The following is a 14,968-nucleotide window of genomic DNA, read 5'->3' as shown; positions in this document are numbered from 1 at the left end:
GTTGTATATCATTCGGGCGGGTTTGTGTTGACTATGCAATATCATATCGTGTTATGCGGTGTGCCTATCTGTGAAAACCTGATTCGTGGAGGGCAATATGGAAGAAGGAATGCGAGGAGGCTGCCTAGCAGCCGAGCTGCAGGGGGATTCTGCTGTGCTATCGCTGGTGCGGCAGCATGTGGGAGAGGATGCGGGGCACACACTATTGCTGGTGCAGCGGCATCTTGAACAGCTTGCGGCTGCCTGCATAGGGGGAGACTGTGCACGCTGCAAAACAGTGAAGGGCAAAGGGTGCCCGCTGGCGGGAGATAACTAGTAGTTAGGATTTGATGATGCGGGAGATAATGAGAACGGCGGCTGCGCTAGTGAGCGGGCCGCCGTTGCTGTTGCTACTTGAAGGGCTTTAGCATTTTGTATGTGACTTCTGTGTTTGACGCCTTGATGATTTCAAACCGTGCGCCCTTTATCCCGACGACTTGATCACTTGATATATCAAAGGTCAGATCCTGGCTGTAGCTAGGGCGCGCCATGTCGCTGGCAAACTCCCTGTATGAAAAGTAAACGCTGTCTTTGCTGCGACCATTATAGAGCAGTTGCTGGCGAAGATAGTTTGATGACTGTAGCACAAGATCCTTGGTGACGGTTTTGGCCCCGATCTTTTCGAGTGCGCCGAATAACCCAGACTTATCGAAAATTATTTCCTGCATATGTGGAGGCATTACGCCTTGCCTGCATAGGACATAGCGGCCCATGTACCGTTCAATGAACACGTCGCCAACAGCCAGTTGTGTGGCATGGCCTGCCGGTATCTCGACAATCTCTATGCCATGATAAACGGCAAGGGTCCCTTGATCGCACATGGGCTCACCGACTTCGATTGTCTGGACGTCCCCTATCTTGGGAAAATCAGCGCTTTGGTACGTTGGCGGGATTGGTTCCAGCGTGGCGCACGCGGTAAGCAGGAGTGTTGTTAGCAGTAGGACGTAATTGATACGGGATGAATACTTCATTGCCTACTCCATTTTATCCAGAAAAATGAATGCGGGCGCCGCATCGTCATAGGGGATTTTCAGGTTCTTGGCGATTTCCTTACGCAAGCCTTTCTCATCCGTATCGAGGCCCTTGTGGTATTTGGGATAGAGCCGCCCCCATTCTTCGGCTATCCGCACCGTTTTAGCATCTGGCATGGTGCCTGCCGCTTGCACAGCCCATATGCCCGAGCCCGTGCCTGACCATCCATACCCGTCGGGGGAATATTCCGTGATGCATAGGGGGGTGCCGCCGCGAATAAAATGCTCAGAAGGATACACTCTGACGGTAACAGCATGCGCCTTGTTCTTCTTCAGCACGTCTGCCGCAGCAAATTTTGATGTTTCGATAATATCGCTCATCGGCTTTGCAATGACGTCCTTGATGACAATGTCAGTACGGAGGCGATGCCGATTTATCTTGGTGGCATCAAACCGTTGCAGCTCAACGATTTGATAATCCAGCATCCCAGCGAACGCAGACGTTGATAGCAACACAAGCATACAGCAAAACAAAAACACCTTTCTCATGTCAGCCCCCTTTCAGTGATTGGTGATGTTTTACGCCCTGCGCTTCACGAACACACACGGCGCGATGATGGTGATGGATTCCTTTGCCACATCCACATGAAAAACCTTGCCCCCGTTCCGCTTGGGCAGCCAGCCTGTGAGCCTGATCATGCCCGCCCGTTCCGGCGAATCGCCCGACCAGATTTTGATTGTCGCCCGCCCGTCGGCTTCCACATACACGGCATCGCCTTCTTCCGGTGCGCGGTCGGGGTCGCAGTAGCAGACCATTCCTTCCCGTATTCCTTCCGGCTCCATGCTGTCGCCAATCGGCAGCACGGCAAAGGCATCTGGCCCCAAGCCTGCCAGCCTTTCCACATCCACGGCCATGCGGCGGCCTGTTTCCCACCCCTGCACGCTGCAAGGAGCAAGACCCATCACGGGCAGCTTGCCTGCACCCATTGCAGCCTGCAGGGGCGGGACCGGGGGTAATTCCTGTTGATACGCGGTGAGATGCTGCGCGGATTCCGGCAGCTCTATCTTCTGCGGCCTTGCGGCCTTCTTTCCATCCATGCCCGTGCGCGGGTCGCCCATGCCGAGCAGGAGCCAATCGGGGTGTAAGCCGAACACGCTGGCCAGCTTTTCCAGATCGTCGCTGCTGGGGCGCTGCCCCTTCTTCCACGCCTGATGCTTGCCGTGGGTAATGCCTGCTTCCTTGGCGAACTGCAGTTCGCTCATGGGGAGCTTGTTCTCTGCGGCGTACTTCTTCCACGCCTGCATGATCACGGGATATTGCGCGGCCCAATCCGCGCGCGGGGCATCGTCCGGAATGGTGCGGCCTTCGGGTTCGCCTTGGCCTGTGAGCAGCCATGTGGGGGAGATGCCGCACTTGCGGGCGATGGTTTCGAGATCCACGGCACTAGGTAGCTGGCCACCGGACCATAGGCGCACCTTGCTTTGGTACGTGCCAAGGAAGTCGGCAATGGCGCGCTGGCTTAAATTCGCTTCAGGACCAAGAATTTGAAAAATTTTATTGCAAATTATTTCAAATCTATGAGGCCACTTTGCGGCAATATTTGATTCATGATTCATTTTTCGTATTGCCAGTGAAGTGTTTTTCATCTATTCCACAATTAACGCACGAAACAAAAACAATGCACGGAGGAAAAACCATGCAACAAATTAATCCCGTAACCAATTTAACCCGCTTTGAAAAGCTTGGCGTTGCTCTGGAGCGGGCTGGCGTAAAGATTGCCGCCATCGCCGCTTATATGGGCGTCTCCGCACCTGCCGTCAGCCGTATGCTGCGCCAACCTACCATTGCCCCGCATCGTCATAATCAGCTCACCGCCTTCGGGATTTCCCCTGAGCTGCTTCCCCGCCCCGAATACATCACCCCCGGACCCAAGCCGCAGACAACCGAGTTGGAAGACGAGAACGACGCCGTAGCCTTAGCCGCCTAGGGCTGCCTAGGCATAATTTAATCACTCTCGTCGAAATTTCATCTACCCATGTTTGATTTTTAATCAGTCCCGCTGCGGGCTGGCAATGTGTGAACACAAGGAAAAATGACACCATGAGCAAGCAACCCCCCGCCCCCATTAACCGCGAATACTTCAAGCACATGTCGTTTTCTGCGGCGCTTGATCTGGCAATTGGCCGCAGCGGCATGACCCGTGAAGACGTTGCGGAATTAATGAAGTGGTCGCCTTCGAATGCCAGCCGCTATTTCAATCCGTCTGACAACTACTGGCCCCAGCCGCAGGCCATTCCGCGCCTGTGTGCGGTGCTTCGCAACCGCGACCTCATAGACTGGCTGCTTACCCATTACGACGAGGAGCGCAAAGGCTGCGGGCTTGTCGCCGAACCCATGGATGAACTGGCACTGCTGCGCCTCATCAACGAAATCTGCAAGGAAATGGGCGACGTGCACAGGGCCGTGGAAGACGCGCTGAAGGTTGACCACAGCGTGCAGCCGCACGAAGCGCGGACGATCATCCGGCAGAGCTATGACGTGCTGGTGCGCTTCGGAGAGCTCATCGCCGGTATGAGCGCGCTGCGCGAAGATGGAGGGTCTGCCCGATGAAAGCTGAAACCGTTGTTGAAAGCCGTATGCGCGTTCTGAAAATGGCCATGCGCATGTGTGAAGGTGCAGGCGCAGAGGCCGTGATTGCCACCTACGACGCCCTGTGGAGCCGCATTTCTTCCGGCGAGGCGTTGCCCTTGAACGGCAACGGGCATGCTGATGCGCTGGTTGACCAGTTCTTTACCGACTGCGTGGAGATGGTTGGCGGCGACCGCGTGAAGATTCAGCACAACACCTTGTACACCGCCTTCAAGGAATGGTGCGATGCCAACGGACATGAGCACCTTGGCATGCGCCGGTTCGGCGAGGCTGTTTCCGACCGCGTGAGCAAGTTCAAGAGCAACTACGTGTTCTATACGGGCATCCGCCTGAAGGAGTCGCCCGATGCGTAGCGCCATGCCCCCCATGCCCCCCATTCATGCCGCCATAGGCGACCGCACCCCGACGCCGTTTGAGACGATGCTGATTGCCAACTTCCTGATGGATGAGCGCCGCGCTGCGCTTGGCAATCGCGTGTACGGCGAGCTGTATCCGCAGGGTTACCGCCTGCAGTTCTCCGACGACTTTGCCCGTGCGCGGATGGTGCACCCCGATTTTACTGCCTCGCCTCCCTAACCCTCTGTGAGGGCCGTTCCGGCCCTCCGTGGTGGCGCGCCACGGGCTGGTGATTCGGGGTTTCCCTCCTTTCCCCCGACTCTTCAGCGACAGCACCCCGCCCGCGCCATCACGGACAGCCGGAACACCGCCCATTTGCGGCTGATGGCTGTATGCGGCCGCGCGGCACACCTACGCTGCGCCACCCGCATCAACTGAGGCAAGCGGCCCTTCGCCCCTTCGCGGGGGGCCGCCCCTCTCACCACACGGAACAGGACACCGGAGGCAACCATGTTTCAGAAGCAGACAGCCCAGAGCGCGCCGCATCCTTCAGCCAAAGTTGTGAAGATATGCGACGAACTGCGCGACCGCGTGGCGCGGCTCAACCTGATGAGCGGACGCATGCCGGAGGATGAAGAAGACATTGCCCTGATAACCCGCTCCATAGAACGGGTTAGCCGCCGTCACCGCGTCGCTCTGGGGTTTGCACCCGTAATCGAGCTGCGCGCGTATCCGCCCGCGTTCTCTGCGGACTGTCTCTCACCCGCAGAACGCGACATTGCAACCCGTAACGCCCGCCAGCGCGGGCAGGGAGGAAGCCATGGACCCAGAGCAGCTTCGGACGTTGGAGCAGCCCGCCATTGGACTGGCGATGATGCTGCATGACCCGTGGATAATTGGGTGCCTGATCTTTACCGCAATAATCACAATCGCCTGCGCCTTCGGGGCGCTCTGTTCGAGAGGTAAGCACAATGGGTAGCCTGCACAAACTCCCGCCCAAGTCGGCGGACGTTCCCCAGACCTGCCGTGAAATCGCGCGGCACCTTGGCAGCTTCGGCGCTGGCATGGACCACGCCCTGCAGGAAGGGCTTGCGGCCCTTTCTCCCCACCGGCTGCGCAACTACGCCCAGAGCTGCGAGATGCTGAGCCTGCTGTTTGTCGCCCGCGCCGAGGAACTGGAAGCCCAGCACAAGGCCAAGGCGTGCACGATTCAGGAGGGGGCAGCGTGATTCCGCTTACCCACGTTTACCTTGCCACCCCCTATACCCATACGGACGCCCGCGTGCGCGAAGCCCGCTTTCTGGCCGTGACCCAAAAGGCCGCCGAGATGTGGAAGGCGGGGCTGGGTGTGTATTCGCCTATAACCCTGACCCACGAAGCGGCTGTGCGCCATGAGCTGCCCACAGACTGGCGGTTCTGGAACGCCCTGTGCCGCGACACGCTTTCCCGCATGCACGAACTGCACGTGCTCTGCCTGCCGCTGTGGGACCACAGCACGGGTGTGCGGGCCGAGATTGACCTTGCCCGCAGCATCGGCCTGCCCGTGATCTACCACGCGCCCGACATTCTCTGTACCACCTGCCCAGATTTCATTGTGGGCCTGCCCCGCGATGGCCGCCCATGCGGTCACCGAGATTGTATTTATGACAGCCCGCTGCCTGCTGCGGAATATCCCGCAGCTGCCACCTTGGCGGCGTAAGAAAGCAACTTCAACTGTTGGAGGATTGGAAGATGGAAGAGAACTATATCGACCGTGACGCCTTGGACCAGACTATCCGCTACATGGACAAGGTTGTGGTGACCATAAAGAACCACACAACCGACCTTGAGTCGTTTCTGGGATGCGTCAGCGAAAGCTTGGCCAAGCCCGCGATTAATGCGCGCCTGTGTCTTTTGAGAGCGCAGAATGAGGCTCATCATGCGAAGCGCCTTCTGGAATCCATGAAGGGGGAGGCGTAGCCATGCATGATATCCGTGACCTTATCCGCAAGGGGCTGGAAGCCCATGGCTATGACGGACTGTATTGCGCGGGCGAATGTGGCTGCGACCTTAGCGAGCTGTTTGCTTGTGGACACATCGGCGAAGGATGCGAGCCGGGCTACAAGGTTCTCCGAGAAGGTTCTGACGAATACTACATTACCGGCACCAAGCCTGAAGGCGCGCCTGCACCTGACGTTGACGGGGCTGGCCTTATCGCTGCCGAGCGCAAGCGTCAGATCATGGAAGAAGGCTGGACAGCAGAGCATGACGATGCGCAGACCGACTACGAGCTTTCGCAGGCTGCAGCCTATTACTGCATTGCCGATGATTGCCACGACTCGGAACTGGTTTTCCCCTCTACGTGGAACAGCGTTCACATGAAGCGCGGCGGCTTCCCGTTCCCGAACCTCAAGGACCTGATCAAGGCCGGTGCCTTGTGCGCTGCCGAGATTGACCGCCTGCAGCGGGCTAAGGCGAAGGAGGCAGCATAGCCATGACCCCCACTCTCAAAGTCGACTCCCGCCTGTTCTGGCTGGCGGCACAGTTCCGCAGCTCTGAACCTCATATGGAATCCATCAACTGCGTGGCCGTGCAGCCGCACCCTGAAAAAGGGGTGTATATCGTTGCCCTGAACGGGCACATGGCTGGAATAGCCCACGACGAAAACGGCGAGGCCAGCCAGCCCTTTGTGCTGCGCGTGGACAAGCAGACCCTGAACATTATCAAGCCCCGACGTGCGCCGAAGAGAGATAAGCATCAGATGCCCGCAACCCTGCGTTTGGTGGACTTTGACGGCGCGCCGAGGCTGGCAGTGTATGACGGGTGGGAAAATCCCCTGCATGTACAGTTGGGCAGTGAGCCGCTGGCACCTTGGCAATACCCGGATTGGATGGCCGCAGCCTATTACAACCGTGTTGGCAAAGAGCCTTCTACAGTTCTCCCCCTGCTCCCCTATAGGGGCCTTGGTGAATTCATCAGCGCAATGACTGTCTATGGCGCTGACAACTATGAATTCAAAGAGGTCTGTGTTTACCCCTCTGAAAGCCTTGATAGCGCCGTGTTCCTGCGGTTCGGCTGCGCGCCTGAGTTTCTTGGTGTCATCATGCCCCTGATGGAAGTGAGCGATGCGCCAACGACTACGGAAAGGCGCGCCGCGCCCGCATGGCTCAAGCCCCACGCTTCCACCCCTGACCCCCTTGTTGCGCCCAGCGTTGAAATGTCTGCAGAGGCCAAGCCCTCCATGGATGATACGGAGGTGGGTCATGCCGCGTAGCCTGCCCATACCCATGACAACCGATATGACCCGCGCCGTGCTGGACGGCACCAAGACGCAGACGCGGCGGCCTGTGACGTTGCCTAAAGGCTTCGACCAGTCTTGCCGTATTTGGCCTGATACGGTGTTCGGCACGGATGTGTTCCGCATCGGTGACGACAAGCCGCAGGGCAAGCGGCGCTACGTATTGAAGGAACCCTACGCCGCAGGTGGCGCCCTGTGGGTGCGTGAGTCTGCCCGTGTTGTCGACGTGCGCGACTTCGGCGGCGAAGACCCCATGCAACTGACCATAGAGTATGCAGCCGACAAGGTTACCCGTTCACTTGAAGTGCCTTCCCGCCTCTCTGATGAATGGGAAATGAAATACCGCGACAAGTGGCCCGTTCCCCGCTGGGTATCCCAAAAGCAGGGCATACCCAACGGCGTATTCATGGAAGCCGCCCGCATCGTGTTGCCCGTGAAGTCCGTCCGCGTGGAGCGGCTGCGGGAGATCAGCGGGGCAGATGCTGTTGATGAGGGGGTTCTCCCCAGTGATGAATGTGTTGGGTGCGACATTGTGATGCCGTGTTCAACGTGTTTTGAACCATGCAGAAAATTCAGAATCCTCTGGGACTCCATCTATTCAAAGCGCGGTATTGGTTGGGCTGAGAATCCGTATGTGTGGGTGATTGAGTGGGACAAGCCGGAGGTGAAGCATGTCTAGCAACATCGAGTGGACCGACGAAACATGGAACCCGTTTGTGGGCTGCAGCAAGGTAAGCCCTGCCTGCGACAACTGCTATGCGGAAGTCATGGCACGGCGGCTGGCAGGCAATCCTGCAACTCCCTACTACGCCGGAACCATCGCCGACGGTAAATGGAACGGAAATATCTGCGCCGCCTTTGATAGCGTGTGGGCAAAGCCTTTTGAGTGGAAGAAGCCCAAGCGCATTTTCGTGGGCAGCATGACAGACGTGTTCCACCCGAATGTGCCGACTGAATGGCTGGATATGCTGTTTGCAGTCATGGGCCTGAACCAGCAGCACACCTTCATGGTGCTGACAAAAAGGGCGGAACGGATGCACCAGTATGTAGCTGGCATCGGTAAGCATCGGTCTGTTGACGGTCCATCAAGGGCTGCCAAGAAGTTTTCATCAAGCGCAGTATGGGAATACACTATGTGTCGTGGCGGCTTCGCTCTCCCGAATGTCTGGCTGGGCGTAACCACCGAGAATCAGGAGCAGGCAGACAAGCGCATTCCTGCACTGCTCGATACCCCTGCGGCAAAGCGGTTTGTGTCCATTGAGCCGATGCTTGGGCCGGTTGATTTGACCACCATACGCCACGGAGCAGACGAAGCTCTCCCGGTGTTCGGTACACAGTGGGGCCTCGACTGGGTTATCTGCGGCGGTGAGTCCGGCCCTAGTGCCCGCCCGTCTCATCCTGACTGGTTCCGTGGCCTGCGCGATCAATGCAAGGAAGCCGGTGTGCCGTATTTCTTCAAGCAGTGGGGGGAGTGGGCAGAGGACGGTTGGGTGCATGCTGGCACTTCGTTTGACAGCAACCATATCACCTTTAACTGGAATCACGAAGTTGCTCATAGCCGAGAAGAACTGACGCCATCGTGCAATTTCACCATGAAGCGTGTCGGCAAGAAAGCCGCCGGTCACATGCTCGACAGGCAGGAATGGCGGCAGGTGCCGGAGGTGAAGCATGGCTGATTTCATGAAGACCGAAACCGAAGCTAAGGCCCTGATCTGCCCCCAGATGAGCACCTTTGAACATGAGGTGCATTGCCTTGGTTCCGGCTGCGCCATGTGGTGCAGGGAACGGGCAGTTGAATGTATGCGGCATAGCCACACTGTAGCGGGTGAGAATTCTCTGAACGATGAGATCAGAAAACTTGAGGCCGCGAGCGGAGAACTCAACGAAGAGCAGGCAGAAGCGTTTGCCATTGAGTATGCCAGCAGGTTCACAATGGAGCCTGAACGCCCCTCATACGTCCCCGAAAATTGTATTTGGGAATACTGTTTTGACCCTGAAGAGCCGTGGGAATTTTGGTGTGGTTGGCGCGAAAGCAAAGAAGACGCCCTGCAGCGTGATCGTGATGCCGTCAAAGGGTGGTGCGGTCTGATGCCGGTTGGGGGGGGGATGTGATGCACGTTGCCACCCTCGACGCGGCTGGCAACGTGCCGAAGCCCCTTACCGCGCATGAAGCCCAATGGGCCGAGAACGTGCGGTCCGGTGCGGTGCAGGCCGCCTTTGACGAACTTCTGCGTAAGCAGGCCCTGTCGTTGCCGGAAAAGATCGATCTGACCCACAAGGTCATATCCGACTGGTACGAGGCTTGGGACGGGCTTGTGAGCGTTTCCTTCTCCGGCGGCAAGGATTCGTCCGTGCTGCTGCATCTGGTTCGCCAGCAATATCCCGACGTGCCTGCCGTGTTCTGCAACACGGGGCTGGAATATCCCGAAATAGCGCGGCTGGTGAAGGCAACGCCCAACCATGTGGTGCTACGTCCCAAAATCCCTTTCTGGCAGGTGGTGCGTGATTATGGATGGCCGCTTGCGTCCAAGAAGATCGCCCGCGGGGTGAACATTCTGCGCCACCCCACAGAGAAGAACCAGAACATCTGGCGGCTCTATGATCAGGGCATCAACCGGCATGGCCGAGAGGTGCACGGGTTCAAGGTTCCCAAGCAGTGGCGCTTTCTCACGCAGGCCCCGTTCGAGGTGTCGGATGTGTGCTGCAAGATCATGAAGAAGGACCCCAGCGCGGCCTTTGAGAAGGCCACGGGCCGCAAGCCGTTTGTGGGTACGCTGGCCTCTGATTCCAAGGCGCGGCAGCGTACTTACCTGAAGACGGGCTGCAATGCCTATGACGCCGTGCATCCGCGCAGCGCCCCGCTTTCGTTCTGGACGGAACAGGATGTGCTGCAGGCCATACGTTTGTTCAACATCCCCATTCCCGCAGTTTACGGGCGCATCATGGAGAACCGTGACGGCAGGCTCTTCACCACGGGCGTGCGTCGCACCGGCTGCGTGTTCTGCTGCTTCGGCCTGCACCTTGACCACCTTGACGGCCCGCAGAACCGCTTCCAGCGCCTCGCGCTCACGCACCCGCGCCTGTATGACTACTGCATGAACCGTCTGGGCCTGCGCGATGTGCTGCGCTACTGCAAGGACGCCGCAAACCCTAGCCTTGCCGCCCGCCTAGTGTGGGAGCCTGAGCCGGTAATGGAACAATGCAACCTGTTGGAGGTGGCTTAGCCATGTCAAAAGATAAGCAATCCAGAATCGAGCAGATGCGGACTACTCGCCGCATTCAGATGTGTATTGAATCCCTGCTCGAAGGGCTTGATCTTATAGAACGGTCCGGAACTCTTACGCCCCAAGGGGTAGCACAGGTGATCAAGGTTCGCCGCTGGTGCAAGGAAGTATTCAGTGCTCAGGTAATCAACTGCTGGTCTGCTGCCTACAGGCGTGAGTTCGTCGACGGCATGAACAAGGTCATTGCCGTGCGTGACAGCATGCTGCAGGCCGACAGCGAAGGGCGGCTTGATTCTTTGGAGCTGGTCACCTTCATCCTCATGTCCGCTTCTCTGGTGTGGGATTGCCGCAGCCTGTACGCGCAGCGCTCGCGCCAGTGGCGCTATCTGGACATGACGCTTTCGCGCCTTGTTTCCAGCCTGCTGAACAGCGCCGAACACTTCGCCCATTCAACGGAATATGAAGAGCGTGGCAACGCCGTATACGAAGCTGTGCAGCCCATTATCTTCGGTAACGATCAACCCGCCGCCGGTTCGATGGCTGCGGCTGCATAGGGGTGGCGGTGATGGCATCTGAACCGAGCATCATTGATTGGAAGGTCCCGCTGACCGAAGCAGAAAAGGCGTTCATAGAGTCTTGCGTGCAGGGCCTGCCGCCGATTATCGCGCGCGAAAAGGTGGAGGTATTCACCGGCGGCTGGTTCAACGGCAAGACGCTGGCCAATGCGGACAGCAAAGGGCGTGGCCCCAGAGGGGCGCTCAAGTCCGGTCAGAAAGTGCTCTACCGCACGCGCGATCTAATTGAGTGGGGAGTTCGCCGCTTTGGCGTCCGCGAGTTTGAGCAGCTTCCCGGCTTTGGGCGCGTTGCGTAGGGAAAGCCCTTCCACTGCGCTGCGGTTCGCGTCCGGGCTGAGCTTGGCATAGCGCATGGTCATGGCAATGGTCTTGTGACGCATGAGTTCCTTGATGCGGTAGATATCCACCCCATCGATGGCCATCCACGATGCAAAGGTATGCCGCAGTGAATGAAACACAACCTTGTGCCTTTTGTCGGTCACATCGGCATTCAGGCCAAGTTCATCAACAAGTTGGGTAAACAGATGCGATATATTCTCTCGTTGCTTACCGCCGTTCACAGGCACGAAAACAAGGGCATCCCCCTTGTTGCGGTCCTGCAGTCTGCGGCGCAGCATGTCCACAAGGTCGGCATTGGCCGGAACAGCACCGCCGGGCTTGCGGTCGCTCTCTTTGCGTATGGTGATGTGACCGGAAAAGAGGTTCACGTCAGCCCATTCAAGGCGTTGTATCTCGCCCAGGCGCAAGCCAGCGTACAGGCCGAGCAGCATGGCGTCGTGCAGGTCCATCCAATAGCGGGCATGATTGACGCGCTGCGGGCTGGCAACGTGCTCCAGACAGCGTTCCAGCAACTGCCTCGCCTCATCGCGGGTGAGGAAGCGGGAGCGCTCGTTCTCCGGTCTGGGTTTGCTCACGCCGCGCACGGGCGATTCCCCACGGAACAGCGGCACGCCGTCCACGCTGGTCATGCTGGCCACGTTGAATACGCGCCTGATCACGGCGATGTATTGCAGCACGGTGGCATCGGCAAGGCCGTCCTCGTGCAGTCCATCCTTGAAGGACTCCACAATTTCCGGCGTGATGGATTCCAGCGGGATGCCGCCCATCTCCGGTATGATGCGCTTCTCCGCGCGTATCTCATCGTCACGCCAACTGCGCTTTGTTTTCTGCGCCTTGGGCAGGTAGATGCTGCGGAAGAAGTCGGCAAAGGTGATGGCCCGCGCTTCATCCATGGCGCGCTGCCGCGCGGCCTCTGCCTGCTGCTGCTGGTATTCCTCGCGCATGCCCGCGATGGTATCAGGCCCGCTGCCCTGCCGGTAGTTGGTGCGCAGCGCGTTGACAAGGTCTGTGCACTTCTCGATGTTCCAGCCCTCGCTTGCCCAGCCGATGGCCTCGCTATGCCTGACGCCGTTGCGGTAGTATCTGACAACGAAGTAGCGGTCAGGCTTGCGCTTGTGCATGCGGGTGGGGTGTTCGCGGTAACGCAGCCCCTTGACCCCTTCCACGTTGTAATACTTGTCTGCCATGGCAGTGCCCTCCCCTTCTCCATCTGTGCCCCATCTGTGCCCCGTTTCGCAGTAGCGCAGGGCAACGCAGGGAAAAAGAATGTGGCTAACCGCCTATCATCAAACACTCAGGGCAATCAAGGGAATCGCCACCACCGCGCCGGAAAGGACTCAAAATCCGCCGGGAGCAATCCCTTGCGAGTTCGAGTCTCGCCCTCGGTACCAGAATAAATTCGGGAAGTTACAGGCGCAAAATGATGCGCTCTGAAACTTCCCGTTTTTGCGTTTTCGGGGTTTGTTCCCGGTATATTCCCGGTTTTTGCACCAGTACCCGCTTCTTCCCCTCTGGTCTGCATCCGATTCTGACGCCGACGCGCATGCGGCGGCATCCTTCAGAGGGGGCTCGCCGCGCCGCGCCCTCTCCCCTCCCTTTCAAATCTTCCGACCAAATCGTCCCTTGGCGAGGCCCGAGGCTCTGCCTGCTTGCGGGTCCTTCTGCGTCAAGCGGCTCTACGGGTGCTGCGAGGCTCAGAGTTTGGGCGCGACTGATGGAAAAATATGCGTGGAAAAATGGAAGGTTATTAAAGCCGACACGCTTCTGGTGCACCGGTTGCGAGATTCGTAACACGCGGAGGCACGCATGAGCGACAGCGATTTCACGCCTCACAATTCAGAACCTATTGATAATTCTGATAGATCACCGGCTCCCACTGTCGACGAGCTGGCAGCCATCCGTGAACAGGTAGCCAAACGCCGGGCTGAAGAGCCCAAGGCCCCCATTGAAGAAGCCGATCCCGCGCCGGATCGTCACTTTGTGGTGCAATGCGCCAAGGCCAATGACATCGGCAACGGCCTGCTCTTCGCCCAGCTCCATCGGAACAAGTTCACCTTCAATCACCAGGCTGCCGAGTGGATGGTCTGGCGTGGCAGCCACTGGGATTTCGACATTACCAAGGAAGCTGCTATCGCTGTTGCCCGCGTGGTTGATTGCTACCTCTCGACACGCATGGAGCTCTACAAGCTCAAACAACAGGCAGAAGACGACGGCGACAAGGAAGGTGCGTCACGACTGAACCGGCAGTGCAAAGTGCTGGCGGATCAAGCGGACTACCTGCGCTCCATCGGCGGCATCAACAATTGCCTGAAGGCTGCCTGCATGATCGACGATCCCATTGCCATCCGTGGTGATGAGCTGGATCAGGAGCCTTGGCTACTGCCCGTGGCCAACGGCGTGTTGGACCTTCGGACTGGTAAGCTCAGAAAGGGGGTGCCGGGGGAATTTCTCCATCGAGCAAGCTGTGTTGAATGGCGGGGAATGGATGCCGAGGCTGCAGCCTGGGACAAATTCATGCTGGAAATCATGGCAGGCGACGAAGAGATGGTCGCCTATCTGCACCGCATTTTCGGCTATGCCATCACCGGCCTCACCAACGAGCACACCTTTCTGGTAATGGAAGGCGAAGGCCGGAACGGTAAGGGCCTGCTCGTTGAAACCATTGGCGAGATCCTCGATGACCTTGCCGGTCCCATTCCCGCTGAAATGCTGCTGGCGCAAAAGCAAGCACGCTCCTCACAGGGGCCTTCAGCCGACATCATGGAACTGCGTGGGCGGCGTATTGCCTTTGCTTCGGAACCAGACGACGGAACCCGGTTCAGCGCGGGCAAGGTTAAATGGTATTCCGGCGGTGACACCCTCACCGGACGCTACCCACACGACAAGCGCATGGTGCGCTTCAAGCCCACCCATCAGCTGGTTCTGCTCACCAACGTTCGCCCGCATGCTCCTGCCAATGACTTCGCCTTCTGGGACCGCATGCATCTTGTGGAATTTACCCGCCGTTTTGTGAACAGCCCCTCCGCTGACAACGAGCTGCAGCGTGACCCATTCCTCAAGGATAAGCTTCAAAAGGAATATCCGGGCATCCTTGCCCGCCTGGTACGCGGATGCCTCGACTATCAGCAGCAGGGGCTCAACCCGCCGCGCAAAGTTCTTGATGCCACCTCGGAATACCGGAAGGACGAGGATGTGATGGCGGACTTCTTCGAAGACTGCCTCATATCCGACGGAGTCATCAAAGACAGCTATGTGCTTTCGGCCACGCTCTACCCCGTGTTCGAGCGCTGGTGGATCAAGAACGTCAGCGCCAAGAACGTGCCCAAAATGAAAGGCATGGGAGATCGCATGCGTAAACAGGGATTCCCCAGCGAACGCATCCCGCGTGAAGGCAACGTGAAAGGTTACTACGGCATTCGCATAAACCCGAGGGCACTCACGCTCTATGGCAACGGATAGCGCAAAACACGATCAAGGTCCTTCAGCAGACACGTTAGTCCAATTGTTATCCTGCTGAAATGATAGGGCAAGGATAGGTGCGTGAACGATAGAACGAT

Annotated in this window: 22 protein-coding genes; 18 read left to right on the top strand and 4 right to left on the bottom strand. The window is 58.2% G+C overall.

Annotation, left to right across the window (positions count from 1 at the left end):
- Window positions 1-97: 97 nt before the first annotated feature.
- Window positions 98-316, top strand: coding sequence for a hypothetical protein (locus N1030_RS01650; protein WP_265827268.1), 219 nt, complete (start codon window positions 98-100; stop codon window positions 314-316).
- A gap of 73 nt (window positions 317-389) precedes the next feature.
- Here N1030_RS01650 and N1030_RS01645 read toward each other — a convergent pair whose 3' ends face one another.
- The 3 genes from N1030_RS01645 to N1030_RS01635 are packed head-to-tail and all read right to left on the bottom strand — an operon-like array spanning window position 390 to window position 2,450.
- Window positions 390-1,010, bottom strand: a complete 621-nt coding sequence (locus N1030_RS01645) for a hypothetical protein (protein WP_265827267.1) — start codon at window positions 1,008-1,010, stop codon at window positions 390-392.
- Between the two features lie 3 nt (window positions 1,011-1,013).
- Window positions 1,014-1,559 (bottom strand): DUF4875 domain-containing protein, encoded by a 546-nt coding sequence (locus tag N1030_RS01640; RefSeq protein ID WP_265827266.1) that lies wholly within the window; start codon window positions 1,557-1,559, stop codon window positions 1,014-1,016.
- A 30-nt stretch (window positions 1,560-1,589) separates the two neighbouring features.
- Window positions 1,590-2,450, bottom strand: coding sequence for a helix-turn-helix domain-containing protein (locus tag N1030_RS01635; RefSeq protein ID WP_265827265.1), 861 nt, complete (start codon window positions 2,448-2,450; stop codon window positions 1,590-1,592).
- 257 nt (window positions 2,451-2,707) lie between these two features.
- Between N1030_RS01635 and N1030_RS01630 the strand changes: the two genes are divergently transcribed.
- The 16 genes from N1030_RS01630 (at window position 2,708) to N1030_RS01555 (ending at window position 11,368) form a co-directional block, all read left to right on the top strand.
- Window positions 2,708-2,998 (top strand): hypothetical protein, encoded by a 291-nt coding sequence (locus tag N1030_RS01630; RefSeq protein ID WP_265827264.1) that lies wholly within the window; start codon window positions 2,708-2,710, stop codon window positions 2,996-2,998.
- A gap of 113 nt (window positions 2,999-3,111) precedes the next feature.
- On the top strand, window positions 3,112-3,621 hold the full coding sequence (locus N1030_RS01625; RefSeq protein WP_265827263.1) for a helix-turn-helix domain-containing protein: 510 nt from the start codon (window positions 3,112-3,114) through the stop codon (window positions 3,619-3,621).
- Window positions 3,618-4,013 (top strand): primase-like DNA-binding domain-containing protein, encoded by a 396-nt coding sequence (locus N1030_RS01620; RefSeq protein ID WP_265827262.1) that lies wholly within the window; start codon window positions 3,618-3,620, stop codon window positions 4,011-4,013. Before N1030_RS01625 ends, N1030_RS01620 begins: the two co-directional genes overlap by 4 nt.
- Window positions 4,006-4,236 carry a hypothetical protein gene (locus N1030_RS01615; protein WP_265827261.1) on the top strand — a complete coding sequence of 77 codons (231 nt, stop codon included), beginning with the start codon at window positions 4,006-4,008 and terminating at the stop codon, window positions 4,234-4,236. Before N1030_RS01620 ends, N1030_RS01615 begins: the two co-directional genes overlap by 8 nt.
- A gap of 270 nt (window positions 4,237-4,506) precedes the next feature.
- The gene (locus tag N1030_RS01610) at window positions 4,507-4,881 is read left to right on the top strand and encodes a hypothetical protein (protein WP_265827259.1); all 375 of its coding nucleotides are present in this window, start codon (window positions 4,507-4,509) and stop codon (window positions 4,879-4,881) included.
- An 86-nt stretch (window positions 4,882-4,967) separates the two neighbouring features.
- Entirely contained in the window at window positions 4,968-5,225 is a 258-nt protein-coding gene (locus tag N1030_RS01605) for a hypothetical protein (protein ID WP_265827258.1), read from the top strand.
- Window positions 5,222-5,695, top strand: a complete 474-nt coding sequence (locus N1030_RS01600) for a DUF1937 family protein (RefSeq protein ID WP_265827257.1) — start codon at window positions 5,222-5,224, stop codon at window positions 5,693-5,695. The genes N1030_RS01605 and N1030_RS01600 overlap by 4 nt, the downstream gene beginning before the upstream one ends.
- A 32-nt stretch (window positions 5,696-5,727) precedes the next feature.
- The gene (locus tag N1030_RS01595) at window positions 5,728-5,955 is read left to right on the top strand and encodes a hypothetical protein (RefSeq protein ID WP_265827256.1); all 228 of its coding nucleotides are present in this window, start codon (window positions 5,728-5,730) and stop codon (window positions 5,953-5,955) included.
- Window positions 5,956-5,957: 2 nt separating this feature from the next.
- Window positions 5,958-6,467, top strand: coding sequence for a hypothetical protein (locus N1030_RS01590; protein WP_265827255.1), 510 nt, complete (start codon window positions 5,958-5,960; stop codon window positions 6,465-6,467).
- A gap of 2 nt (window positions 6,468-6,469) precedes the next feature.
- On the top strand, window positions 6,470-7,249 hold the full coding sequence (locus tag N1030_RS01585) for a hypothetical protein (protein ID WP_265827254.1): 780 nt from the start codon (window positions 6,470-6,472) through the stop codon (window positions 7,247-7,249).
- Entirely contained in the window at window positions 7,239-7,952 is a 714-nt protein-coding gene (locus tag N1030_RS01580; RefSeq protein ID WP_265827252.1) for a hypothetical protein, read from the top strand. Before N1030_RS01585 ends, N1030_RS01580 begins: the two co-directional genes overlap by 11 nt.
- Window positions 7,945-8,949: a phage Gp37/Gp68 family protein gene (locus tag N1030_RS01575; protein WP_265827251.1), complete on the top strand. Its 1,005-nt coding sequence runs from the start codon at window positions 7,945-7,947 to the stop codon at window positions 8,947-8,949. Before N1030_RS01580 ends, N1030_RS01575 begins: the two co-directional genes overlap by 8 nt.
- On the top strand, window positions 8,942-9,385 hold the full coding sequence (locus N1030_RS01570) for a hypothetical protein (protein ID WP_265827250.1): 444 nt from the start codon (window positions 8,942-8,944) through the stop codon (window positions 9,383-9,385). Before N1030_RS01575 ends, N1030_RS01570 begins: the two co-directional genes overlap by 8 nt.
- On the top strand, window positions 9,385-10,497 hold the full coding sequence (locus N1030_RS01565) for a phosphoadenosine phosphosulfate reductase family protein (RefSeq protein WP_265827249.1): 1,113 nt from the start codon (window positions 9,385-9,387) through the stop codon (window positions 10,495-10,497). Before N1030_RS01570 ends, N1030_RS01565 begins: the two co-directional genes overlap by 1 nt.
- A gap of 2 nt (window positions 10,498-10,499) precedes the next feature.
- The gene (locus tag N1030_RS01560; protein ID WP_265827248.1) at window positions 10,500-11,051 is read left to right on the top strand and encodes a hypothetical protein; all 552 of its coding nucleotides are present in this window, start codon (window positions 10,500-10,502) and stop codon (window positions 11,049-11,051) included.
- Between the two features lie 11 nt (window positions 11,052-11,062).
- A complete protein-coding gene (locus N1030_RS01555; protein WP_265827247.1) occupies window positions 11,063-11,368 on the top strand; it encodes a hypothetical protein in 306 nt (101 codons plus the stop codon).
- On the opposite strand, the gene N1030_RS01550 is transcribed toward N1030_RS01555, so the two are convergent.
- Window positions 11,294-12,598, bottom strand: a complete 1,305-nt coding sequence (locus N1030_RS01550) for a tyrosine-type recombinase/integrase (protein WP_265827246.1) — start codon at window positions 12,596-12,598, stop codon at window positions 11,294-11,296. The genes N1030_RS01555 and N1030_RS01550 overlap by 75 nt on opposite strands.
- Before the next feature lie 619 nt (window positions 12,599-13,217).
- Here N1030_RS01550 and N1030_RS01545 point away from each other — a divergent pair.
- The gene (locus N1030_RS01545) at window positions 13,218-14,870 is read left to right on the top strand and encodes a DNA primase family protein (protein WP_265827245.1); all 1,653 of its coding nucleotides are present in this window, start codon (window positions 13,218-13,220) and stop codon (window positions 14,868-14,870) included.
- The last annotated feature ends 98 nt before the right edge of the window (window positions 14,871-14,968 follow it).

Origin of the sequence: Desulfovibrio mangrovi, from assembly GCF_026230175.1 — a bacterium.
Classification (GTDB): Bacteria; Desulfobacterota; Desulfovibrionia; order Desulfovibrionales; family Desulfovibrionaceae; genus Halodesulfovibrio; species Halodesulfovibrio mangrovi.
This window is presented reverse-complemented; position numbering and strand designations above follow the sequence as displayed.